The sequence below is a fragment of the Duganella sp. P38 genome (assembly GCF_050859475.1).
Lineage (GTDB): Bacteria > Pseudomonadota > Gammaproteobacteria > Burkholderiales > Burkholderiaceae_D > Rugamonas.
In genome coordinates this window covers 5,256,928-5,279,231 of the sequence record NZ_CP193936.1, presented here as the reverse complement: position 1 = coordinate 5,279,231, position 22,304 = coordinate 5,256,928, and the positions used below count along the sequence as shown (strand labels likewise).

The 22,304-nt window shown below is 51.8% G+C and carries 20 protein-coding genes; 6 read left to right on the top strand and 14 right to left on the bottom strand.

Translation table 11 applies throughout. The features are described from left to right. Positions 1–70: 70 nt before the first annotated feature. A complete protein-coding gene (locus ACRQ5J_RS24525; protein WP_432380546.1) occupies positions 71–403 on the bottom strand; it encodes a helix-turn-helix domain-containing protein in 333 nt (110 codons plus the stop codon). Between the two features lie 157 nt (positions 404–560). Between ACRQ5J_RS24525 and ACRQ5J_RS24520 the strand changes: the two genes are divergently transcribed. From ACRQ5J_RS24520 to ACRQ5J_RS24500, 5 genes are all read left to right on the top strand, one after another. Beyond that, a complete protein-coding gene (locus ACRQ5J_RS24520; RefSeq protein ID WP_432380545.1) occupies positions 561–1,658 on the top strand; it encodes a hypothetical protein in 1,098 nt (365 codons plus the stop codon). Positions 1,659–1,929: 271 nt separating this feature from the next. Continuing rightward, positions 1,930–2,562, top strand: a complete 633-nt coding sequence (locus ACRQ5J_RS24515; RefSeq protein WP_432380544.1) for a hypothetical protein — start codon at positions 1,930–1,932, stop codon at positions 2,560–2,562. 215 nt (positions 2,563–2,777) lie between these two features. After that, positions 2,778–3,101 (top strand): hypothetical protein, encoded by a 324-nt coding sequence (locus tag ACRQ5J_RS24510; protein WP_432380543.1) that lies wholly within the window; start codon positions 2,778–2,780, stop codon positions 3,099–3,101. A 2-nt stretch (positions 3,102–3,103) separates the two neighbouring features. Next, positions 3,104–3,502 carry a hypothetical protein gene (locus ACRQ5J_RS24505; protein ID WP_432380542.1) on the top strand — a complete coding sequence of 133 codons (399 nt, stop codon included), beginning with the start codon at positions 3,104–3,106 and terminating at the stop codon, positions 3,500–3,502. Between the two features lie 84 nt (positions 3,503–3,586). After that, the gene (locus ACRQ5J_RS24500) at positions 3,587–4,564 is read left to right on the top strand and encodes a site-specific integrase (RefSeq protein WP_432380541.1); all 978 of its coding nucleotides are present in this window, start codon (positions 3,587–3,589) and stop codon (positions 4,562–4,564) included. A gap of 36 nt (positions 4,565–4,600) precedes the next feature. Here ACRQ5J_RS24500 and ACRQ5J_RS24495 read toward each other — a convergent pair whose 3' ends face one another. The 9 genes from ACRQ5J_RS24495 to ACRQ5J_RS24455 all read right to left on the bottom strand — a co-directional run bounded on the left by ACRQ5J_RS24495 (position 4,601) and on the right by ACRQ5J_RS24455 (position 17,101). Then, entirely contained in the window at positions 4,601–5,725 is a 1,125-nt protein-coding gene (locus ACRQ5J_RS24495; RefSeq protein ID WP_432380540.1) for a restriction endonuclease, read from the bottom strand. Between the two features lie 29 nt (positions 5,726–5,754). Further along, positions 5,755–6,642 carry a DNA cytosine methyltransferase gene (locus ACRQ5J_RS24490; RefSeq protein WP_432380539.1) on the bottom strand — a complete coding sequence of 296 codons (888 nt, stop codon included), beginning with the start codon at positions 6,640–6,642 and terminating at the stop codon, positions 5,755–5,757. A gap of 308 nt (positions 6,643–6,950) precedes the next feature. Continuing rightward, the gene (locus tag ACRQ5J_RS24485) at positions 6,951–7,409 is read right to left on the bottom strand and encodes a very short patch repair endonuclease (RefSeq protein ID WP_432380538.1); all 459 of its coding nucleotides are present in this window, start codon (positions 7,407–7,409) and stop codon (positions 6,951–6,953) included. A 50-nt stretch (positions 7,410–7,459) separates the two neighbouring features. After that, positions 7,460–9,232, bottom strand: a complete 1,773-nt coding sequence (locus ACRQ5J_RS24480; RefSeq protein WP_432380537.1) for an AIPR family protein — start codon at positions 9,230–9,232, stop codon at positions 7,460–7,462. A 2-nt stretch (positions 9,233–9,234) separates the two neighbouring features. Continuing rightward, positions 9,235–10,245 carry a PD-(D/E)XK motif protein gene (locus ACRQ5J_RS24475; RefSeq protein WP_432380536.1) on the bottom strand — a complete coding sequence of 337 codons (1,011 nt, stop codon included), beginning with the start codon at positions 10,243–10,245 and terminating at the stop codon, positions 9,235–9,237. After that, positions 10,229–13,123, bottom strand: a complete 2,895-nt coding sequence (locus ACRQ5J_RS24470) for a Z1 domain-containing protein (protein ID WP_432380535.1) — start codon at positions 13,121–13,123, stop codon at positions 10,229–10,231. Before ACRQ5J_RS24470 ends, ACRQ5J_RS24475 begins: the two co-directional genes overlap by 17 nt. Continuing rightward, the gene (locus tag ACRQ5J_RS24465) at positions 13,120–14,571 is read right to left on the bottom strand and encodes an ATP-binding protein (protein ID WP_432380534.1); all 1,452 of its coding nucleotides are present in this window, start codon (positions 14,569–14,571) and stop codon (positions 13,120–13,122) included. Before ACRQ5J_RS24465 ends, ACRQ5J_RS24470 begins: the two co-directional genes overlap by 4 nt. Before the next feature lie 38 nt (positions 14,572–14,609). Next, on the bottom strand, positions 14,610–16,730 hold the full coding sequence (locus ACRQ5J_RS24460; protein WP_432380533.1) for a sigma-70 family RNA polymerase sigma factor: 2,121 nt from the start codon (positions 16,728–16,730) through the stop codon (positions 14,610–14,612). Positions 16,731–16,786: 56 nt separating this feature from the next. Further along, the gene (locus ACRQ5J_RS24455; protein ID WP_432383721.1) at positions 16,787–17,101 is read right to left on the bottom strand and encodes an ankyrin repeat domain-containing protein; all 315 of its coding nucleotides are present in this window, start codon (positions 17,099–17,101) and stop codon (positions 16,787–16,789) included. Between the two features lie 449 nt (positions 17,102–17,550). Between ACRQ5J_RS24455 and ACRQ5J_RS24450 the strand changes: the two genes are divergently transcribed. Then, the gene (locus tag ACRQ5J_RS24450) at positions 17,551–18,825 is read left to right on the top strand and encodes a DUF6602 domain-containing protein (protein ID WP_432380532.1); all 1,275 of its coding nucleotides are present in this window, start codon (positions 17,551–17,553) and stop codon (positions 18,823–18,825) included. A gap of 22 nt (positions 18,826–18,847) precedes the next feature. Here the strand turns inward: ACRQ5J_RS24450 and ACRQ5J_RS24445 are convergent, their stop codons facing one another. The 4 genes from ACRQ5J_RS24445 to ACRQ5J_RS24430 form a co-directional block, all read right to left on the bottom strand. Further along, the gene (locus ACRQ5J_RS24445) at positions 18,848–19,276 is read right to left on the bottom strand and encodes a hypothetical protein (protein WP_432380531.1); all 429 of its coding nucleotides are present in this window, start codon (positions 19,274–19,276) and stop codon (positions 18,848–18,850) included. Positions 19,277–19,611: 335 nt separating this feature from the next. Then, positions 19,612–19,821: an AbrB/MazE/SpoVT family DNA-binding domain-containing protein gene (locus ACRQ5J_RS24440; RefSeq protein ID WP_432380530.1), complete on the bottom strand. Its 210-nt coding sequence runs from the start codon at positions 19,819–19,821 to the stop codon at positions 19,612–19,614. 127 nt (positions 19,822–19,948) lie between these two features. Continuing rightward, positions 19,949–20,971: a hypothetical protein gene (locus ACRQ5J_RS24435; protein WP_432380529.1), complete on the bottom strand. Its 1,023-nt coding sequence runs from the start codon at positions 20,969–20,971 to the stop codon at positions 19,949–19,951. A gap of 85 nt (positions 20,972–21,056) precedes the next feature. Further along, entirely contained in the window at positions 21,057–22,274 is a 1,218-nt protein-coding gene (locus ACRQ5J_RS24430; protein WP_432380528.1) for a hypothetical protein, read from the bottom strand. Between the last annotated feature and the right edge of the window lie 30 nt (positions 22,275–22,304).

Below are 22,304 nucleotides of genomic sequence, written 5' to 3'. Positions count from 1 at the left end.
AACACTGCGGTTTGCTGAGAGTTTGATATCCCATCTAGTCTTGGCAGGCCGCTTTCGCAAGAGTTTGACGTTAGCGCAGACGCGATTTAGGCGGCTTTAAAGCGGCCTTTGAATGGTTGGCGCGGCGAGCGTTCTCATCTGGCGCTAAAGACGTCGTTACCGGCGTGAACAAGTCTGCCAGGGTGATACCTAACGCGTGACACAGATGCGCCAATGTCAAAACAGAGGGGTTCCCGACGCCTCGCTCAATCTGAGAAATATAGGTGCGATCTACTGCAGCCTCAAATCCTAGTACCTCCTGAGACTTATCCTTCTCGATCCGATGTGCTTTCAAGCTCTTCCCAAGTGCAATGCACACTTTGTTTTTGGAGGGGCTGCCTGCGTTTGTTTTGGTCGATCTCATACCATCCATGATGGCAAAGATGTGACTACTAATCGACGTGATATACACTACGTTTAATTGTTGTGTATATTCGACATTCTCGACCGTCTCCTATGGTCATTGATGAACTACGCGCACCTGGACGAACCAGCGCGCCAATCATTTTTAAAGGTTTTCAATGAGAACTCTACGCTACTCAAAAGTCACAGTAACCACAGCCTTCACTTTCATAGCCATTGGCGTGACTGGTTGCAGCTCCAAACCAGGCGACTCGGACGTCAAAACAAGTCTTGCCAACGAATTCCAATGTCCGATCTTGGAAATCACCGACGTCAAGAAAACTGACGGTGCTGAACTTGGCAATCACACCTACGAGGTCAGCTATACGTTTGAAGTTGCGCTGAAAGGCGGCAGTAGCGCAGCTCAAAAGCTCTTGCCTGAGTTAGCTGTGTTGAATGAACGTCTTGAGCGCGGGCGTTTGCAGCATGACCGCGCAGCCAATATCGCGGCCATTTCAGGCAACCCGGCGCCATTGGCCGCAGTCGTTGACCGAGCTACGGATGAAGTCATGGCCGTACGCAAACGACTCGCGGAGATACAGCCTTGTGAACTGCCCAATGCTCGCTTTGCTATTGAGCGAATCCGTTCCGCAGCGATGCCCAAAGCTGACGCGCCCGATGACGGTATTCCTGTTGGCCTAGTAATGCGAGGGACCAGCTCGATGATTAAGGCGGAAAGCGGCTGGCGCTTTGCTGAGCAGCCTAGATTTGACATCAACGCCGAAAAGATCAGTCGTGACAGCAGCGTACATATGCCGCAGCTATCTCCTCTTTGGACCGAGTTCTCGCAACGAGACGGGGCATTCATTGCCAAGGTACCTTCGGCTGAGCAATGTAACTTTGTCGAAGCTGATCCCAAGACAGGCCAGCGATGGTGGCAATGCTCGTTTGGGACCGCTGACACGAATATGGATGTTTGGTTTGCCAAGTTGTCCGGTGCAAATGCGAATGGCAGTGTCGACTTGGAGGCGAAAGTCAAAGACATTGCTGAGCGACATAGCGAGCAGGTGAGTGATATGAAGCCTGTGAAATGGGGAACTGTAGATGCTGCCGAATTCACAGGCAAATCGGCTGAGGGAGTGCGGAAGGTCCGGCTCTTTGTCGCTGGTCAGTATGAGGTTCAAGCAATTGCATCAGTTGTGCCAGGCAGGAAACCAAACTTCTCCGAAATGCAGCAGTTCATTGAAGGTGTAAAACCGACGTCCATCACCGACTGACACCAGCCGAACAATTAAAAGACCCCAACTTCAGGAAGTCCATCTAATGTCAATAATTCAGAGAGTAATCGTCGTCACCGCTGCAATCGTCTTGGCTGCTTGTGGTGGCGCAGGCTCGTCTTCTTCGCCTGTGGCCGCAACGTCACCCACGACGCCAACTAGCCCAACTACACCGGTTGATCCGACGCCACCAGTCGTAACACCGCCGACAGTGGCCGCTTGTGCTGCCCCTACGACAAATCAGGCGCCGGTCTTTTTTGACAAAGCTCCGATGCTCGCGATTTGCGACGGTGTGTATGTTGAATCCACCGCGACGGCAGACGATCAACTGGCCTTGCGTCAGAGTGTTGCAGGAGCCTATACGACGGTCACAAAGTTTTATGGCGAGTTCACCGCGCCGCATCCACAAATGATCTTCTGCCAAACGCAGGCTTGCCGTGCATATTTCATGGGTAGCTATGCCGGTGTCTACTCGCCGCTAGGCTTCAAACTGCCGAACGCAACTTATACAGCCGGGAAGCCAACAATCTTCATAACCTACACCGGCTTCGTTGGACAGGCGCATAGCTTGACGGTCGCGCACGAGTTGACGCATACCGAAACGCTCTACCGCTATGGCGGCGGCGGTGTACCGTCTTGGTTCAACGAGGGTATTGCAACTTTGGTCGGCAACTATCCTGACTGCAGCAGCCAGACCGCTAATTACGTCGTTGATTTCCGAACTGCTGACTTCGAGGCCGCGGTGGCCGATAGCTCGAAGGGGGATGCGATTTATTGTCAAGCTTCTCGCGAGGTCAACGCTTGGATCGTAGCGAATGGTAAGCCGAAACTGCTTGACCTGCTGGCAGGCGTCAAAGCTGGTAATCAGTTCTACACGTTGTACGGCAATCTGATCAATCGCTGAACCGCGTTTAGCGAGAGGCTTACTCAAGCCCTCTGCTGAACATGCCGTCGTCTACGGTCGCAACGTATAGCGGCCGTAGGCTCTCCTCCGTGCATGCACAGGTCGGCCCTCTAGCTGACTTGCCGGCACTTCATTTATCCCCGTCATTTATAGACCGTGCTCTAAGAGCAGGCTTTTGCACGTCCGTACTTTGGCGGTCCGACCAAGGAATAATTATGAACGACCACTCATCGGAAGTGAAACCTACTACCTCAGATACCCCACAGTTCAGGCCGCTATTTAAACTCGGAATGCTTGTTGCAACTCCTGGCGCACTTGATCTGCTAGATCGCCACGGCATCAACGCTACAACCTACCTCATTCGACATCAGCAGGGTGACTTCGGCACCATCTGTGCTGCTGATGCTAAGGAGAATCTGTTTGCCATTGAGCACGGACTTCGCATTCTATCTTCCTATGACATCGAAACGGAGGTGATCTGGGTAATTACCGAAGCCGACCGCTCCTCCACTACATTGTTGCTGCCGTCGGAGTATTGATCATGGCTACGACATCGGCCCCAAGAAAAGATGCTGAGCCATCGGCATATGCCATCTGCAATCTTCTGCTCTTAATGCCACACCTCCCGCTCATCGCAACGTCAGAATTGAATTACAGCGCAGCAGACCCAGCATTACTTGTTCAACTGGCAGACGCTGCTGATGCCGCACTTCTGATCATCCACATCGGGACGGCAGCAATTGGCCGGCTCTTAGCAAGAGCTGCTACAGATCCGTTTGGTGAGGAGGAACGTGCTGATGTTGTCGAGTCATTAGGCTGGCTCGTGGCAGAGCTCAATGACCTCGCAACTGTCGCACATAAGATTTCAGGTCGCTGCCGCCAGCTCACTTATGACTATTCGCCAGAGATCCTTAACTCGCTTCCCTTGGTCAAAACATAGGCACCAAATACGGCGGTCCAGTGCCGCCGTTTCTCTTTTGCGGCTAGCTATCGATACCGCTTTAATATCACTACTGAAAACAACATGAAAACCTTAACGAAGCCCTCCCCACAACCTACTAAGGTGTTGAAGGCGGGGAAAGTATCAAAGACGCTGCAAGGGACGCCATCGGCGCTTGTGGCTAGCTACTCAGCAGCAGCACAGTCAAACGCCACCACGCGCTCATACGAGGCGGACCTGCGTCACTTTAAGCAGCATGGCGGCACGATACCAGCGACAGCGACAATGGTAGCCGAATACCTTGCGAACTTTGCTGGAACTCTTGCAGTCGCCACCCTTCAACACCGCCTGATTGCAATTCATCGGACACATGTTGACAGTGGCTTACCATCGCCGGTAATGGACCACCTCGTCAAGCGGACCATGCAAGGAATTCGCCGCACGCTGGGTACTAAACAACGGCGCGTTAGGGCTTTGGTAAAGGATGATCTTCTTGAGCTGCTGTTCCATATCGGCCAGCAATTGCCCATGAAGGCCGCTCGCGACAAGGCGATTTTGTTGATCGGCTTCGCTGGTGCGTTCCGGCGTTCAGAGCTAGTGGCGCTGCAGTGTGAAGACATAACCCCATACGACAATGGATTGGAACTCTTGATTCGACGGTCAAAGACTGACCAGGAGGGGGCGGGGCGAACCGTATTCATTCCCCACGCACGCGGAAATCGCTGTCCGGTGAAGGCGCTACTGAACTGGCTTGAAATGGCGGGGATAAGGAATGGCCCACTGTTCAGGCCGATCAACCGTCACGACCAGATTGTGGGAAGCAAGGCGCTGACGCCACAATCCGTGGCCCTGGTAGTGAAATCTTCGGTATGCCTGATGGCGGGTGAGGAGGCGGCGAAATCGGTGGCAGGGCACTCGCTTCGCGCAGGCTATTGCACCGAAGCCGCCACCGTCGGACTACAGCCTTATCAAATCCGAGAGCAGACGGGCCATACATCTGACGTTACTCTCGCTCGATATATTCGGCCTCTCGCTAAGAGGAAACTCCCAAGCCTGCTGTGAAGTTGGGAATGCAATTCATGACTTAATCCCCCGGGCTTAGATTTTTTGCAGCCAAGCTCTCACGTTGTCTAAGCTCCCGAAACGTTCCTTCAGCTTCATTGCAATGTCGCCAGACGCGATAACTACAACCGGGTGGGCATCTTGTACGAGTTCTTGGTAAGCTTGCAAATCGAGATAGGAAGTAGTAACCAATATTCCAAATTGTCGATGCCGAAGGCGTGAGATTAATCTAGAAAGAGCTTTGACTCCGACTCCGTTGTCCATCCCATAGCACTTTGCTTCCATCGCGAAGTCCACATCGATCGCACCTGCACCGTGACCAATGCGATACGTTCCTAATGCGTCCCGGCCACCATCGCGCCAAGGACGTGTGAGTTCCCAGCTTCGAATTGCGGGCATGAAGAGCCTGGCAAGTTCTATCGCGCAACGCTCGAAAGCGTAGGGGTCATTGATGTAGAATTCATGCACAAGTTTGATATATGCGACTAGCTCTGTAGTTCCAGGTAACTGTTGCTGCTTGGAGCGTATCGCGTTAGCCGGTACAGATTTGAGCGGTGTGAATTTCCGCCCTCCAACCCAATCTAGCCAAGCTTTCGGGGCATGCGCTGAGAGTACTGTTTTCCCATTTTGGATATCATGGATCCATGCTCTGTGAACCACGGGGACGTCGAGGACCGTGAAAGTGGCTTTGTAATTCTGAAAGCGGACGCCATCGCCGGTTGTTCTCCAAACAGCGACTAAATCGTCGTCTGCCCCCATACCGACAGCTCCCGGCACGGCGAGCCCGATGAACCGAATATCGCGATACGTTCCTGTGTTCCCAAACAACAGTATCGGTGGGAAATTTGAGCTATGCTGATGCTGATGCGCTTCATCGAAAAGGTTTCGAAGCATCTGGTTTCCCTGCCGAGGGGTATCATGCAGGTCTCCAGGCCCTCGCTTATCCCCATAGTACACAAATGTTCCGTTTTCTCCGTCAAGAGCATCCGGCCAGTTTGAGTCAGAGAAGCTCGTTTTTAGTACAAGAAGCTTGAGTGTACTCAATGCGGGGCGCTGCCCAAGATGACGGAATCCAGCTCCATTGTCGACACCCAATAACTTGGGAAGTGGGTCATCGGATGAATTCCCATTCCGTGATCCGCCATAGACTTCGTCAACCATTAGATCAACAATATGGAGATCTGTATCGATCACTCGCCCTGACCCTCTAAATCGTTAGCTTGCACGGCATCTATCCACAAGAAAATGGCGGTCATAACGTCTGCGCAGACCCCGTTTCCACAGAGCTTCACCTTTTCTCTACGGCTTCCATGAGGTAAGACATGCTCAGCTCCTCCGCCCATCGCTTTTAGCAATTCACTTGGCTGCAGCATTCTTAAGAAAGGCTCTCCATTTTGCCATGTGACCAGCCCAAACCGATCCACAGTGGTTATTGTCCTTAACGGCACAGTAAGCGGTTGCCACCCGCCTGCATAATCAGAGCTGTAGTAAACAATAATAAAAGGGACATTTTCTCCAAGCGCTTCAATTGCCCGCTCTGCCCGATCCAGCGTTGCCTGAGCTCTGCCCGGCCTATGCAATGGAGTGCTTGGATGATTGACGTCCCACTCGATAATATCGTTGGCGGTCTGGGGGGCAATGGGTTGGAGAGCCAATAATTGCTCTCGGCTTACTGTCGTGCCCTGGCTATCGCAGACCAAAAACATGCGTTTTCTCGCCTGTGCTGAGCCGAAGTCTGCCGAGTTGAGATGTAGGTCGCTTACGGTGTACCCCAAATCTTCTATCGTCTGCACCAGTTCGTTATGTCGATCCCATCGTTTCATTCGATTGACGTTTTCGACGATGACCCAGCGCGGCGCCATCGCTTCCACCCAAGGAACAATACCAATTGCCGTTTCACGGCTGGTTTCCAGTCCAGGCCGAGCGCCACGTGCGATGGAATGCGAGGTACACTCAGGAGAGGTAAGCAAGACATCGGGTTGGAAACGTTCGCCTAGAGCTACAGTATCGACGTTTTCTATCCTGTCAGTGATAATTTCTGATGTTGGAAAATTTGCTTGGTAGGTTTGTGTAGCCAATGCCCAGGCGTCCAGGCCCAGCAGAGGAATACCACCTCCACGAACAGCCCCCTGGCTCCAAAACCACCGCCACAAAACAGATCTACAAAAGTTGCCATTGATTACTTATTTTTCCTGAGATTAGCTTGCAAAATGAACACCGTTATCCTGGTCAGGATGGTATTTTGTCGATTCTCACAGCCTACCAGGTTATCGGCAATGACGCCAGGTACGTCATCAATAACCCGATATCATACCAAGATAGTTGGGTTGCAGCGGGCTTCAGCTTGATTCCTTCATTCCTAAGCTGTAACTTTGCGTGCCAGATCTCATCTGGTCAATCTGCTGCTAATTTCACCAAACTGGGCGTCTGAAGCAATCCAGTCTTGAAGTTTTCCACTCAGCGTTCTGGCAACATCCTGATCGCGCGTCGCACATTCCCACACCACTAGAACCCTCCAGCCCATGGCCCCAAGTTTTTCGACCGCTTGCTGATCGCGAGCTGCGTTTGACTGAAGCTTTTCAACCCAGAAATCGGTGCGCGTGGCCGGGACTTTGGCGTATTTACATTCCTGGTGGGCATGCCAGAAGCATCCGTGCACAAAGATTGCAATCTTCCTGCTTGGCATGACAACATCCGGTGTTCCTGGCAAGTCTCGGCGATGCAATCGGAATCGATAACCCGCAGCGAACAGCAACCGCCTGATCAACATTTCCGGCGTTGAATTTTTGCCTTTGATTCCAGACATCATTCTGCTTCGAACGGCAGGCGGGACTATGTCAGTCATGCAACGGCCCATGGATGTTGATAGGATCAATGCTCATCGTGCCGTGTTGATCAAGCCTTAACCTCAGGAATGTTCGAGGCAGCTACGGAATAGCTTGCACTCATCACTGCTTCTTTGCATTCGGGGCGCTTGGCCCATTCTGAGACCATGCGGCCACCTGCGGTCAGATGAAGTGTTTGGTTGACCTCTTTCGCCCAAATAGCGATTTGTGCGAGCAATTCTGGTGAGGCAGCCTGTCTGGCCCAAATGCGATCAAGGTCAATTCTGCTTCCTAGCTTTTCTGATAACAATGCAACGGTATAGGCCGTTATATTGGCTTGAAATGCCTGGAACATTGGTCGCAGGAGCTTTTGAGTATCTCGGTATATTTTCGCTTTGGCGATCATTGCTTTGAATTCGGAAACCGTCGGTAGCGGTGCTTCTTGTCCCTCAATGGGAATTAGCGCGGCCATAAAACGGTCGAAGTTCTTTTGAGACCCTAGACTAACGATGTCTGGCTTGCGATCCCAAGCGGTAATGTATTTGGCTAAGTCTGTTTTTGTGATGCGACGATTGGTTGGTATCGCGTCTTTCAGTGCTTTGAGTTTCGCAGGTGTTGTTCCTTCTCTTGTTAGAAGAGTGTTATAGCTGCCCGCCGCACGTTCGTAGAACCATTGACCGACACCATCTGGACAATAGACCGAACGAGAGAGTTTTTCGATCTCGACATGGAATGGTTTGTTTGCCGAGAGGTCCGATTGCTTCACGGCATTTTGGCTGTTGGCAAACCTGGAAATATCGGAAACGAGGGCTTCCTCTTTCGTGGAGTCCTGTGCGCGCATTACTATAACTTTGGCTGGAACCCTAACATGGCTCAAGTCGGTGTCGGGGTACTTCTTCTTTGTGAAGTAAAGCGAAGCTGTCGTCTGACCGCCGTTCACAATTTGCAGCCCTTTAAGCCAAGCTATCCCTGCTGAGCCATCATTGCTTTTACCCAGTCGCATTTCGTCAGCGACGATGACAATTCCATTGTTATAGGCCATGAATCGCTCGGGAGATGAGCGTAAGGTGGTTTGGATACCCGCGTTCACGCCCTTGCCCTTGACGCTAAGGAAGGAACGAACATTCGCCTCCAAAAGGCGGGCTCCAAATTTCTCATAGAGCAACCGCAACGCCTCGCCAGGTATGGCAGTCAGAGCGTAGTCGTAGTCGTCGTTCTCTCCAGGGACAAAGACACAGGGTAACGGAGTTCCAGAGACCTCATTGAAATCCACGACCAGCTCGTCACGAGGCTTGCCCTCTGACCAATGGCGATGAAGTCTTTCGATATCCATGACTTCAAGACGTACGGCTTTCCCGCCGATATCGCGAGTCTTAAAGCTCTTGGACTTGGCGATTTTGTCAGTTATGACATAGACCCGAATCTGTTCAAGGTCGTTATAGATTGTTTGCAGAGTTTCTGCCAAGGAGCGTACATCGCTGGACGGATCGAGCTTCGGTGCCATTGCCCCTTCAGCACAAAGCGTCAGAAAGCGTAGGCACTGTTCAACAGCGGTCTTCGTTTCAGAATCGGGAACATGGGTTGGAACATCGACGCTATCGTATAAGCTGACGAACAGATCGAGTTGGTCAGTGTCTTCGGAAACTGAATATCCGCTGAGCCTCAGATTTGCGTTCCCCACTTTTCCTTCGTAGTGGCACTCTACTGGCTCGAATGTCATGCCGATCTCGGACATGTGGTCCATCACAATTCCAGCGAACACCAGTTCTTCGTATAAGGCTCCATCACGCATCTGTGAACGGACTGCAGCTTGTGTCTCGCGCAGGAAATCTTGTAAATCCATATTTAAATCGCTCCCATTTCTTTTAGTGCTGTCGCTATGCTGGTGCGGTGCCCCGGGACTTTATCGAGGTCGATATCATACGTTGCCTTCACTATGCCAATTGGAACCCGGCCAGTTGTCAGGCGCGGGAAATTGTCGTCAACTTCAATCACTGCTATGTCGGACGCGAAGAATCGACGAGAATAACGGTCGGCATGGGCATCGAAATAGCAAGCAGCGACCAAGCGGTCGTCAAGGGCGCTCAGGGCACCAGAATCGTCGTTGACAATTGCCCTTGCGGTATCTACTAAATCGGGCAGGCGCATTCCCGTTGCCACCTGCTGGAGTCGCTGACCAATAACGAATAGCGGTTGACGAACTGCGTCGTCGAGCTGGTCGAGTGACCCAATACGAGCGGGAAACCCAGCCGTTGATAGGGTTGATTTCACTTCTAGTGCTCCGGTGCCGAGCACAAAGTCCTGGACTCCATCAAGGGGGCCAACCCAGCCTTCGACAGCGACGAGGGCTGGAACTCCTACTGCGATAATATGAAGCAGCACAGACAGCTCACCAACGAGTCCGATTTCGGCTTCAGGGCTCAACGCTTGCATCCCTTTGCGCATAAACTCCTGCCAAGCCCCAACACGTCCGATGAAAACTCGTAATAGTTTTTCCGCAGTGGCCCCGGCTGACACGGCCTCGTCGAGGGCGCCGGTTACATTGCAAACCATATCCATAAACAGATCAACGTTCCCTGGGGCTTTGCGTGTCAGGGCAAGCCAGAGCATATTTTTATCTTCTGGGCTAGCGCGTTCCATGGCGAAGCCTTGACCTTCCGGTAGCTTGTCTGCCGCCGCCAAGCGAATGCAAGGAAATCCTACAAGCAACGCCTCAGCGTTATCCGGAGCGCGCCGGCCTGCACTCAATTCGAGCAGCCCAGAGGGAGCCACAGAAATGGTTTGCCATCCGGTATCTGAAGCACCGCCAGAAAGCGAAGACCACGCCATCCGAAATTCATCACTCTGTCGCGCCATATTCCTGATTCCAATAGAGAACATTCACCTCATACTCGACACTAATCCCACTGTCGCTGGCTGGGAATGCGATTGCAAAAGCCATTATCGGCTTTTCCCACTCAGGCACAACTTGGGACTTGGCTTTACCCGCGTAAGGGGCCAGCGGATAAAGTAGTAATAAACCGCGGTCCACTGCGCCGCCAAGCTTGCCGCGAGCTAAGCGCATGCCTTTACCACTCGGAACCGTTGGCATGGTGAGACGCCCACGTGCAGGTTCGGGTTTCCATGCGGCCTGTGTGATATCTAAGGCCACTTGCCAAGCGCTGTTATCCAGGTCGATCCCTTCATCTTTGGGATCGGTCAGTACTCCGATTGCGAAATTAACTGGATCTCTTTGCTCGGGAGGCACCGGATCTTCCGGCGAACGCATAGGTAAGGACTCGACTCGGATACCTGCTGTGAAGTCATGCGGAGTTCCTTCGCTGCTGCCTTCTGCAACAAGAGCCACGCTCCATTGGTCTAGCTGACCGATCTCGTTCATCTTGACGATGAACTCCGAAAGCATTCGAGCTTTAGCGGCGGTCGCGTCAGGGTGGGTGACGTACGCTTCTAGGAATGCCAATACTTTCGCGGCGTCCACATCCTTCCACAAGTGTGAACGCGGCCACGAGTCGGCACTACCATTGCGCTCATATCCTGGACCAACGACCGTCGGTTGTCCTAGGGAGGAGATCAAATCGTCGGTAGCAGCCAAATTCGCCGCCTGTATTTTTGCGTCGCGATGGAACAGAATGGTTTGTGGCCGGGTTCCGCTATAGCTTAAGGATAAGGTCTGGGCGTTACGCATCTTTAAGGGTGACGTAACCATAAGCACTTCGTGAGACACCACCTTGAGGCCGTATTGCTCGGGTGTGAGCTTCGCACTGGCCATAAAGTCGAACTCCTCACGCAGCTCTTCGGAGGCGTCAGCGATGTGCCCAAACCAGCGTACCAAATCAGGTGAAGTATAGAGGCGGCAGAGATCTAGATATCCCGGACGATAACCAAACCATCGGCCCATTTGCATCAGTGTGTCATACATCTTCGTAGTGCGTACGAAGTAGCTTACGCAGAGCCCTTCAAGGGTCAGCCCACGCGCCAGCTTGTCGCCTCCAATGGCTATGACCTTCAGAACCGAGCCTGGCGTTGCATAGTCCAATGCGTCCTTGGCAGTGCCGTTGACCGACCGAACCTCTATATCCTCCAGAACATCGGGAAGTGCCGCTCGTACCTTATCCCAAGTTGGCAATGCATCCGAACGCTCTTCAGGCGCAGATAGATCGGAAACCCTGGCGCTAGTGGGCACGAAGTCCCGCTCCCATAGTTCTTTTAACTGCTCAAGAAGTCCGTCGGCTTCAATGCCTCTACTGATTTTCTGACGCATGTTTCTTACAGCATCCTCAACTTGACGCCGAACGTGGTTTTGCACATCCACAAAGCGCGTCACGTGGATAAGCATTGAGCTATGTGCAGTTTTCTGGCCGCGCAGTTCTCGCACCGCGCAGGCTAGGACAAAAGCATAGATCGCCTCACGCAACGACGGTGGAATAATTTCCTGCCCGTTATAAATGGGTGTATGTGTCTTCTTGTGTTTTGGAGGCATCCAGCCCGAATCGGTTTCGGGATGATACTGATCAAGAATTGGACGTGATAGAGGAAGCTCGCCTTCGCGCCCATCCTTTGTCTTCTTGCCAAAGAGGCGAGTGGGGCCGACATAGTTTGATGGGGCGCCTAGGTTTATGATGAACGAGCGCGGGAATAGATCGGGGCCCTGCTTCTTGGTCGCTCCTTTATGGTGAATGAATATGTTGGCGAAGGGAGTCGCTGTGTAGCCGACATATGCTTTTCGTGTGAAAGCATGCAGCAGTTCACGGATAAGGCCGTTAATCGTCTTTGGATTGTGCTGCTCGTCGGGAGTACCATCCTCATTGAACAATTGCTCACCAGTGTCGACGGATGCATTGTCAGCCTCGTCGTCGATCATTAACAAAGGCAGTTTAGTCACAATCTTTCTGCCGTCTTCCGTGGCGTCGAATACGCGAGTCTGAATCCATTTTAAGAGGGACGTGAGTACCGTTTTTTCCTTCTTCACCACGAAAAGCCACGGCCGCTCTTCTGGTGATATGCCATGAAAATGTGAGGCGACGTTCTTATTGAAGTCTCCGTTGTCAGCGCGGGTAGTAGCAGAGTTCGTTTTCAGATCCTCTCCGAACTCTGCTACTCCGATGGGTAGCCCGGGATCGCGGTTGACGGTGGTTTCATAGCCCAAGAATCCTTCTTCAAGACGCATTTGTGTTTGGGAGCGCAGATTGTTGTGCGTCCCAGCCAGTACGATAATGATTTTGTAACCTGCATCCGCTGCCTTGCAGATTAGTCCAGAGTAGTTACTGGTCTTGCCTGACTGAACGTGACCAACGACCAAGCCGCGGCGATCCCATGAGTCGGTCCGGTGAGGGTCTTCAAGTAGGGCCAGGATATCTTCCGTTGCCTCGTCCAATCCTTCCACTACGGTATCCGAGAGTTTGGCTTCCAGATAATCGCGGTAGCGCCGCCAATATTGCCAGTCTTTTTTACGTGCGGCGTTGAGCCAATAGATGTGTCCGGCTTCGTCCAGAAGCGTAGTAGCCTTTCCCATCCGATGGCTGAATCTTTGTATGAGCGTAGAAACTGCGAGCTGTTGGTCCAAACTGATGTCGGCCCCTGCCTCGAACATCTCAGCTGCTCGTAATACCTTTGTTGCGATATATGCAGCTGTGATTTTCGACTTGTCTTTTTCCGCCTTTATCAACCGCTGTGCAGTGGCGATCACATTTTCGAGTAGCTCCGATTGAGCTGCTATAGATTCTGCCGGCGTCATGCATTACTCCCAAGCCGCGCAATAAGCGCAGGAAATTTATGAAATGGTTCTGTGCGTAGTAAAGCTTTTCTAGCATCGTCGAGGCTTAGATTTTTTCGCTCGATAAGGTCATTGAATAAAACGGTTGCTATCTCGATTACAGCTTCGTTAGGCTCACCGTCAAAACCGGTGCGCGGAGTTTCCTTATGTTCGGCGGTGTCAAGCCAGATACGTTGGACGGGAACTGTTTCCTCAATCACGCGAAGCATGGATTCGACCAAGGATCGGAGTTCACCAGCGCCTTCGAGAACGGCTGCAACTGACGGATGTTTCTCTTCGATTCTATATCGCATTCCTGCCTTAATGCGCTCCACCCTCCAGGCTTGTTCAACCGGCGCATTGCCATGGGTTGGAGCAGGAGTTCCGCGATAGGCGAAAACCTGACGAGCACGCTCGCGGGTGTTCTCTGCTAGCTGAGTGAGCCAGGGCCTGAGCGATACTGGAGGGCGAGCAGTAGATTTCCTAACGTCGATTTTCCAATCGGCGTCCGCAGTGTTGGGAATGTCAATACGAATGCGAGCCAAACGATGCGCTTCCTCCCGATTCCAAGCGCGAGAGTTGCCTAGTCCTAGCCATCCGCCAGCTACAAGCAGACGTTCGTTACGGTAGACGTAAAAGCCTTGTTGTGCTGTCCAGCCTCCCGGTCCACCATTGGCCTCGAATTCCGACGCCGTCAATTTGTCGCGATGGGGGAGAACGTGACACTGAACTTCAATGGTGCCGTATGTAGTCGCATGCTTGGTCGTTGGAGATGTCCATGACTTTGCCACATGGCCAATCATGAACGGATCCCACGGTCTAATGGTCTTACCATTTAACAGTAACTTCAAGCGAGCTCTTGGTCCTTGAATGAGTCGATGAAAGACCATAGCCAAATGGGTTTCGACATCATCAATCAGAGCCAGGTAGTCTTCCGATGTATACCCATCGGTGACGATGCGGTCGAGCAGTTCCCATAAAACGAGAGTTCCGGATTTTTGGTGTTTTAAGACTGCTATGAAAGGAGCGGATTCTGAGGCTGGCCCTTCGAAAAGAAGCCATCCGCTATCAGGATTTGCTGCCAACTCAGCCAAATCCCATCGCAGGCAACTGTGGACACCGTCCTTGGCGGACGCTACGGTCAGGCGCCGGCATTGCGAGAGGGAAGCGGTTTTCAGGCCCATGCCGAAGCGACCTAGATCGTGAGCTCCTCTGACACTTAAGGGGTTCTTGTCACCCAGGCGCATGGCACTCTCAAGCTCTGCATCGCTCATGCCGTGTCCGTTGTCGAGTACCGAAATACGACTGTTCTTCCCATCCCACGAAAAATCGATTTGTACTTCTACCGCTCCAGCAGATATGCTGTTGTCCACAATATCCGCCAGTGCCGTCGCGGTGGAATAGCCAAGGCCGCGAAGGGATTCAAGCATGGACACGGCGTTCGGAGGTGCGTTTCGTGTCTTTGCGCTCATTTCCAATAGCCTTTTTCAGGCGAGAATTCGAATCCTAAGGCAAGCAGTTTTCGAGTTAATTTGCGACGAGGGCTGTCAGATGCATTGATCAGGTGAACCCATATTCGCCCCGATGTGTCTTTGCAGTTGTCTACCAAGATCCCCAACTCTGCTGCTTGTGTTAACAACCTGTCGATGCTCGATGATTTTATTGGTTTTTGACCATTCAGGCCGGTGGAAGTAGTTTCAGTTGTGGCTGGTTGTTCCGTTTGCATAGGTTGTATGGAGTGTTCCGAGCTCTCATGCTCGGCAGCTTCCCCTTTGTCGCTAGAGATGACGTGCGGGCTTCCGAAGGCTGCTCGCGCTAATACATCTATGCGACTTGGTTGCTTCATTTTCCGGATTGCTGAGGCTTCAATCTGCCGTACGCGCTCTCTTGTAACTCCGTACTGGATACCGATTTCTTCAAGAGTTAATGCGCCCTCAACACCGATGCCAAAGCGAAGACGAAGAACCTGCTCTTCCTTGGGTTTTAGCGTGGACAAAGTCCTATTGATCATTGTAGACAGCTGAGACGCGGAAACGATTTCCTCAGGATCAGGCGATATAAAATCTGATCGTGCCTCGACGGCGATTAACTCATCGATATGCATTTCATGGATAGGTAATGGTTCTGGCGATAAGCATTGAAGAGCTGCCACTTTGTGAGCAGGCATATCCATTTTTGCGGCGATCTCGTCAAGTTCAGGTGTGCGCCCAGTTTCCGCTTCAAATGATTGAGTCTCTCGATGGAGGCGCTGTGCCTTCTCATAGACGTGGACTGGAACACGTATGGTCTTGCACTTGTCGGCCACGTGGCGCCCAATCTGCTGCCGTATCCACCAAGTGGCATATGTTGAAAACTTAAAGCCCCGGCGCCAATCGAAACGCTCAACGGCCTTCATCAATCCGATGTTTCCTTCTTGTGCTAAGTCGTCCAGTGGTTCGCCGCTGTATAAATATTTCTTGGCCAAATGGAAAACAAGCTTCAAATTCGCGACTGTCATTCGCTCCCGTGCGCGTTGATACGCGTTCATGGCGCAGGCGTATTGAGCGGCCACAATGGAGCTGTCAACGCCTGCGGCATCATTCAGTTGTAGAAGGAAGCGACGATTTAGACGAAGTGATGACAGCGCTGCACGAATAGTATGCCAGTCCGCTCCTTGCAAGTCTGGGGTGGTTTGAAGTCTCGCGAGAAGATCAAGAGCCTCCAAGAAGTCCGAAGGATAGTCGTTGGGTGACGACTGGATTTCGAGGCTGGAATCTTCGTTAGATTCGACTTGGTCATCAGGTGGGTAGTGCTCTGCCGCACCCGCGATATTTTCGCCATCCATAGTGGTATCAATTTCTGGCTGGGCTTCAGAATGACTCAAAGAAAACCAAGTCAATGACTGCTGTCCGGTTTTGACCGATTGGCCAGCAGCCGAAGTTAAATCGATACCACGCGGCCATGCCGCTAAGGCATCGAGGGCCTTTTCAAGTTCGGCCTCCATGGTTTGGCCCAACAAAACTTCCTCTTCAGTGGTAACACGCTTCTCTCTTTGAAATTCCTTTTGATAGTTGTAGAGAGGCTGGCAATGATTAGAGGCCAAGCTGTCGATGAACGCGAGGGCCTCTGCAAGAGCCTCTTCTTCATACAGCGTTTCTTTTGGGCTTACGAAGACTTTGAAGTTCTCGACTATGCTGACCCACTCGAATCGCTCGTCGACTTCTGCACCTAAATCATTGATGACCATACTCAACAACGCTTCTGCTTCGGAATTTGGAGATTGGTCTTCGTTGAGTGAGGTCACTTCGACTTCCATGCGGGGCACGCTGCCCTCGCGGATTGCTCTAAGCAGCAATAGGCGTAGTCGCTCACGGACTTCGGCATCACCAGTGCGAGCCAACGGCAGTGACCGCTCTGGAAGGTAGACGTCAATGTCCTCCCAGTCGGTTGAATAATCGATGGGTTCATGCGCGGTAATCGCTGCCTGAATTGCATTGACGGCTGTGACAACCGACAAGTCTGCATCAGGTGGAGGGCTATCCTCTTCTGCCTCCCAGGCGGACAAGTCAAAATCCTGTTTGTCCTGTGGATGGTCCGATTCATTTGCCAATGCTATATGTGCAAATTCTGTCGTCGTCCCTGCAACGCCGTCAGCGGGGTGGCTGATCAAGTCGGGTGACGCAACGGAAGCAGGGCTAGTAAGCAAGGGGGCGAATCCACTATCGCGGCGACGTCTGCCTTGAAGACAGCGGCGGCCTCGTGGGCCCCTGCGGCAAGAGCTATGGCGAGGGCTGTTTCGCCAGATGGCGCTTTCAGTTGATCATCAGCTCCTGCGTCAAGGAGCAGTTTGCAAATGGCAGGCTTGTTCCGTGCTGCCGATAACATGAGTGGGGTCAGCCCGTTGCTGTCACGTGCATTGAGATCGTCACCTCTGTCAATGTGAATCCGTATGGCGCTCTCGACGCCAGCCGTCACCGCCATCTTCAAGAACAGGTTAAGAGGCCGCATGTTCGTGACGCTCATATCACTCATCTCAGCGCTGCCTGGCGGAAGGCCGGAACGATGATCCCAGATTTCTCTCGGAAAAGAGCTTCGAGAATAGATGTCGTTGTCAGTTTCTGACCATCATCCGATGGCTCAGATGTTCTTGTGGCCATGGTTGGCTCTGCTGAATTTGCGTTAAGGCAATTCTACATGAGATACTCCCAATGCGGGTGACAACTAAGATTGCTTCATAGGGATTTCGCCAAGCTGTTTAACTTGCATTTCAATAGCTATTAAAAGTGCATGCAATGAATTGAGGGATTAGAGCTGACTATCGAAAAGCCACCATTATCGATAGTCAGCATAAAGCCTGACGTCACCACAACTAGCATATAAGTTTTTAAATTAAATGAGAAGCATCTAATTTTTCAGCTTTGGATAGAATTATGAAGATGCATGTACTTTCAGAACTACTCAAGAAAATGAGTGACCGCGAAAAGGCCATTCTCAATAATTTTCCGATTGAGCATGCGCCGACCATCGGGAAAATGTACGAGGGTCTCACCAAGCAGCTCTTGAAAGAAAGTAAGCTTGATGAGTATGGGGTCAATGTCGTTTCGGGCTTCATTCAGGTGAGCGGAGAGCGCTCTGGCCAGATCGATTGCATGATTGTGGTTGGCAACGGAAGTCGCATTCCTCATACTGATGACTTCGTTTATCCGATTGATCAGGTTCTCGCAGTCATAGAAGTCAAAAAGAACCTCTTTGCTACTGAAATGTCTGAGGCTTATCATCATCTTAACGACACATTGCGGTTGTCGAGACTGGCGTATAAGCACCAAGAAGATGAGAAAACTCTTCAGTTCAGTACGGCTCGCCCGGCTTTAGAATATCTGGATTTGTTTGGTGAGGTAGCCCCGCATTATGACGAAAATCATCTCCTACCTCTTCATAAACGCGTGATATATCATGCATTAGTCCGTGATAGTCTGACACCGGTGAGAATTGCTATCGGATACAACGGTTATAGGAGCGAAGAGGGTTTTCGACGTGGTGTTGGTGGGTTATACAACAATAATGCCAATAAAGAAGGCTATGGTGTGATCAACATGCCTAATCTGATGATCAGTGATGGCTTCTCAATTGTCAAAACAACTGGTTTACCGTATCGCGGTTTTTGGGACGAGAAAGGTGGTTGGGGCTGGCTAGCATCCAGCAGCAGCAATCCTCTTCTTTTAATTTTGGAACTTTTGTATGACCGAATTGAGCTCGCGTTGAATGTGGAGATTGATCGCGGCCCAGACTTAGAAGATGAAGTTCTTTATCCACTCATGCTTGCTAGGCCGGTCCAACTTGAACAGCAGGTCGGTTGGAGTTATGGCATCATAACTGCACCACTGCCAAAAGATGAACCTCGGAGTCGAGAATGGGCTCCGCTGGAAATTTCTGAATATCAAAAACTACTGCTCGATCTGTTACATACGGAGGGCGAATTATCCGGCGATGATCCCAGTTTGGTGAGATTTAAAAGTATACATGCTGTTGCTGACGTGTATGAATTCGTTCGACCCTTACTAGATGCCCGTTTGCTGCTAAACAGCAAAGGCACATTATCGATTGCTCCCGTTGAGATCCTAATAGTAAGTGTAGCTGGGAAGTGGTATTGCGCTAGCGAGAAAGATGGACGATTTCAGCAATGGCTGGCCCGTTTTGCTCAATAGATAGGTTGTGGGCGCGGATAGCTTAAGCGGCACTCAACTGCCAGATCCCATCGCCGTAACGGTACTGGAAATGAAAACCTAGTTGATCAGCCAGCCCCTGCACTTGATCTATCAGTTCGTTCGCCAACGTATGCGTCTTTTTTCGGTAGGTATCTTTGTCACGGCTTTCGATCCTTCCCCATAAAAGGATATCGAACAATGTTGAGTCTACCCAGTCAACCTCCTTGTCGTAGCCAGCAACCCACCGAAGGTGCGGGGCAGCATCTAGCAAATTCTGCAGATTCTTCTCGGAGCCGAATAGGCAGGAACCGAAGTGCACAAATCTTATGTTGTGGGCGGCCTGAATTGCCCTCTGGATCGACGTTCTGTTCAAGTTTTTGGACAGCCCGGCTAATTGACCATTGCTACCATGACATGCGATGTACAGCAGTTTCGGCCCAGCTATCGCCATCTCGTCATATGCTTTGATCCAGTGCTCAAACGAAGATTTATCAAAAAAGTCTGGTGAAACGCTTTAATGTTTCGCATTGCGGCGAATTCGCGGATCATGGGCCAGACAGACGAAGACTCTAACGAACCGCTATCCCATGGTGCTTCGAGCACAAGGATTGATTTGAACATGGCTGCCACATTTTAAAATGGATGCGTTGCAGCATACCCCTGAGATTTCCTTTTGGCAACACAAATAATTGGATCACACGACCGATGTGCTCCCCAGGACTGGGTGCATATACTTGCTTAACCGCGAGGCTGTCGCAGCACTTCCTACGAGATGGCCAAGGGTCATCACCATTTCAGCACCGCTCGGCTAACTTTCATCGACTCGTGCTCTTTAGAAATTTCGATTCGCCCCTTGCACGGCGTCAAACGGATAGTGCCGTCGTCCATCATGCGGCAGCCTATCTCATCTCCTACTCGCAGACCTGCCGCTTCCAAAATGTGTTTAGGTAAGCGCAGTCCTCCATCGGAATTCCCCCAGCGTGTTAGCCGTGCCATGACCATCTCCCAGTGAAAGTATATACATTGCGTACACTGCGAAATTGGCAGGGCCTTGCTGCATCTGGCTTTACGATGCCGGCTCTTCGGTGGTCGCCAGCGGTGCTAAAGCGAACGGCGGCAGCTCTTAAGCAGGTAATCGAAGCTGGGGCAGCATCCACGGCCAGATGGCACCACCGCTGCGTCGATTCTGGCGCTTTGTGACGATCTCAGCGGATAGAGCATCGTCAATCTTCCCAGCTAAATCTTCGGCGCGCTTATAGAGCTCTTCCCGCTTGACGCCATCGGACTCCCACAAGAACGATTCCTGGCACTCCAAAACAGCAGCACGCTCCGCCATCACCTTCGAGTGGTTGAACAGCCAGCGAGCGAACGCAGCATACTCCGGCTTGCGCTGCCACAGCAGGCCGTAGTGCTCGATGTACTGGCGAGCGAGCTCAGGTTCTGCAAAGTTGGTCCCATGCCAGATGGCCAGTGGTTCAGGATTCGGGTTCCCCGCAAGGATCTCTGCGATGTACGGATTGGCGATGAACCCGCGGCGTAGCGCTGTAGCGGCAGTCCTCCAATCATCGCGCAGGATGTGGCTGAGTCCAAGTTCGTAGAAGTACGGTGGATAACTGCTTGCCTCCTGCTCAAACACCTCCTGCGCTCGCTTGTGATTGCCAGCTCGAAGGGCTTCTGAGCCGAGTAGGTAACGAACTCCCTGATTGTCGTTCGGGTTCCGCTCCAACATGAGACCAATCAGCGTAACAGCATCCTTGTGGCGCTGTAGCCGGGCATACGAGATGGCTGCGATATGCATGGCCCGCAGATATGGCCGATTACCTATGTGCGCCCATTTGATCTGGCCGTTAAAAGCTTCGGGTATCAACCTGTTTGCAGCGCTAAGTCCCTGCAATGCAGCGTCAAGAGCTTTCTTATGCTTGCCTTGTTGCTGCCAGTGCAAACCGACGTGTGCGTAGACATCAACGAAGTCCGGTGCTTTCGCTGATAGCCCATCCAGTGCAGCGAGATAGGCCGTAGCTCCAATCTCGCCAGATGCATGGTCATCAAGCAGACCATCGAACTCGTCAAGCAGGCCATCGTATGCCTCGCCCGAGTATGTAAAAACACCTGATTCGGAATCGAGGATTTCAAAGGTTAAGGACATGGTGCATTAGTGGCCCGTGCATGGCCTGTATTGTGCGATACACCAATGATACAGACCATGCAGCCAGACATCAAAGCCCAGCGACTTACACAATCGCTCCCATCACTCGCGCCACTTTCGATGCGTTTCGGGCCTCGGCTACCGCCAGCGCCCGCTCATACGCGAGTTGCATATCCTCGCGGATTTTGGGCCAGTTAGCCTCGCAAAAAGACAGAGCAGCACGATCTTCCGATGGCGAATAGTCGCCGGGGTAAACCAAGCTATCCGCCAACTCAAAGCAGCGGAGTTTAGAATGCTTCTTCCAAGGTATGTTGATGTCAATCCGCGTCTGCTGAAGAATCGACTTACGGAGTTCGTGAAACCGCTTACTCGGATTCACGCTGTCCTGAACACTCTTAGACTTGCGCGGCTCAAGTGGTGGTGTGGCGAGATAGCCGCGTAAAACCTTCGCTTCGGTTGGCGTCAGTTTCGCCATGACTTCTTCGCGAGGAGCCTTGTGCCGAAGAATCCCTCCAGTCAGACGCAGCGAGGCCCGCACGGTATCATTGAATATCCTCTCGTACAATCCAGTCGAGTAAGCATCCTGCCAGCGCACCAAAGGAATGAGGTTGCGTGCCCTGAGAAATGGCAGGCTGAGCACCGACTCTATGCGAACGATGTATGCAGCAGCTTCCGTCATTTGCGTCTTGGTGGTGCCATCAATCCATGCGCAATGACTGAAGTCGGACTTGATGTAGGCTGTAACCTTGTAGTCTCGTTCGGGTATATAAACAGTGTCGTTACTGGACAAGTGCACGTTGCAGTCGTCATTCAATATCCTACCTGTGATCCCGATTGCCTCAACCAGTTCCTCAGCTTGAGAACGAGTCGAAAAGTGCATCAAATAGGTGATTGTCACCCCGTTCAGCCTTACGTCGTCGACGGTCAGCAGGTCTAGCTGCTCCCTCGGCAATCCACAGTTGGCAAGCCAAATACGCTGCAGTTCTAATGAGGACACGCCAGAGGCGAACACACTGGTTCCGTGTTCAACGTTCTGCCCAGTGACCGCGTTTGGTATGTTAAGTTCTGCCTCTATGAAAGCAGGAACGTTGTACCCTTCAAGTTGTCCAGTTCCGGGCTCGCAGCGTATCACCCACTTTGTCTTCGTGTTTGTCATTGCACTCTTCTGAGTGGAGGGAGCAACATACTGCCCCTTAAACTCGCCCCATGGATTGGTGCAGTTGCGCATCTGTGCCGGTACGTCCATGCGTACCAGTGCGGCGAGCTTCGATAGTGAGATGGATGTCTTGATAGTGTCAGTCATAATCTGTGATTCCGCGTGAATTAAGATACA

What these genes read in the sequence shown, in the direction of transcription:
- ACRQ5J_RS24525 (WP_432380546.1), bottom strand. Translation starts at nt 403, where the DNA reads ATGAGATCGACCAAAACAAACGCAGGCAGCCCCTCCAAAAACAAAGTG.
- ACRQ5J_RS24520 (WP_432380545.1), top strand. Translation starts at nt 561, where the DNA reads ATGAGAACTCTACGCTACTCAAAAGTCACAGTAACCACAGCCTTCACT.
- ACRQ5J_RS24515 (WP_432380544.1), top strand. Translation starts at nt 1,930, where the DNA reads ATGCTCGCGATTTGCGACGGTGTGTATGTTGAATCCACCGCGACGGCA.
- ACRQ5J_RS24510 (WP_432380543.1), top strand. Translation starts at nt 2,778, where the DNA reads ATGAACGACCACTCATCGGAAGTGAAACCTACTACCTCAGATACCCCA.
- ACRQ5J_RS24505 (WP_432380542.1), top strand. Translation starts at nt 3,104, where the DNA reads ATGGCTACGACATCGGCCCCAAGAAAAGATGCTGAGCCATCGGCATAT.
- ACRQ5J_RS24500 (WP_432380541.1), top strand. Translation starts at nt 3,587, where the DNA reads ATGAAAACCTTAACGAAGCCCTCCCCACAACCTACTAAGGTGTTGAAG.
- ACRQ5J_RS24495 (WP_432380540.1), bottom strand. Translation starts at nt 5,725, where the DNA reads ATGGTTGACGAAGTCTATGGCGGATCACGGAATGGGAATTCATCCGAT.
- ACRQ5J_RS24485 (WP_432380538.1), bottom strand. Translation starts at nt 7,409, where the DNA reads ATGACTGACATAGTCCCGCCTGCCGTTCGAAGCAGAATGATGTCTGGA.
- ACRQ5J_RS24480 (WP_432380537.1), bottom strand. Translation starts at nt 9,232, where the DNA reads ATGGATTTACAAGATTTCCTGCGCGAGACACAAGCTGCAGTCCGTTCA.
- ACRQ5J_RS24475 (WP_432380536.1), bottom strand. Translation starts at nt 10,245, where the DNA reads ATGGCGCGACAGAGTGATGAATTTCGGATGGCGTGGTCTTCGCTTTCT.
- ACRQ5J_RS24470 (WP_432380535.1), bottom strand. Translation starts at nt 13,123, where the DNA reads ATGACGCCGGCAGAATCTATAGCAGCTCAATCGGAGCTACTCGAAAAT.
- ACRQ5J_RS24465 (WP_432380534.1), bottom strand. Translation starts at nt 14,571, where the DNA reads ATGCTTGAATCCCTTCGCGGCCTTGGCTATTCCACCGCGACGGCACTG.
- ACRQ5J_RS24455 (WP_432383721.1), bottom strand. Translation starts at nt 17,101, where the DNA reads ATGGCGGTGACGGCTGGCGTCGAGAGCGCCATACGGATTCACATTGAC.
- ACRQ5J_RS24450 (WP_432380532.1), top strand. Translation starts at nt 17,551, where the DNA reads ATGAAGATGCATGTACTTTCAGAACTACTCAAGAAAATGAGTGACCGC.
- ACRQ5J_RS24445 (WP_432380531.1), bottom strand. Translation starts at nt 19,276, where the DNA reads ATGGCGATAGCTGGGCCGAAACTGCTGTACATCGCATGTCATGGTAGC.
- ACRQ5J_RS24440 (WP_432380530.1), bottom strand. Translation starts at nt 19,821, where the DNA reads ATGGCACGGCTAACACGCTGGGGGAATTCCGATGGAGGACTGCGCTTA.
- ACRQ5J_RS24435 (WP_432380529.1), bottom strand. Translation starts at nt 20,971, where the DNA reads ATGTCCTTAACCTTTGAAATCCTCGATTCCGAATCAGGTGTTTTTACA.
- ACRQ5J_RS24430 (WP_432380528.1), bottom strand. Translation starts at nt 22,274, where the DNA reads ATGACTGACACTATCAAGACATCCATCTCACTATCGAAGCTCGCCGCA.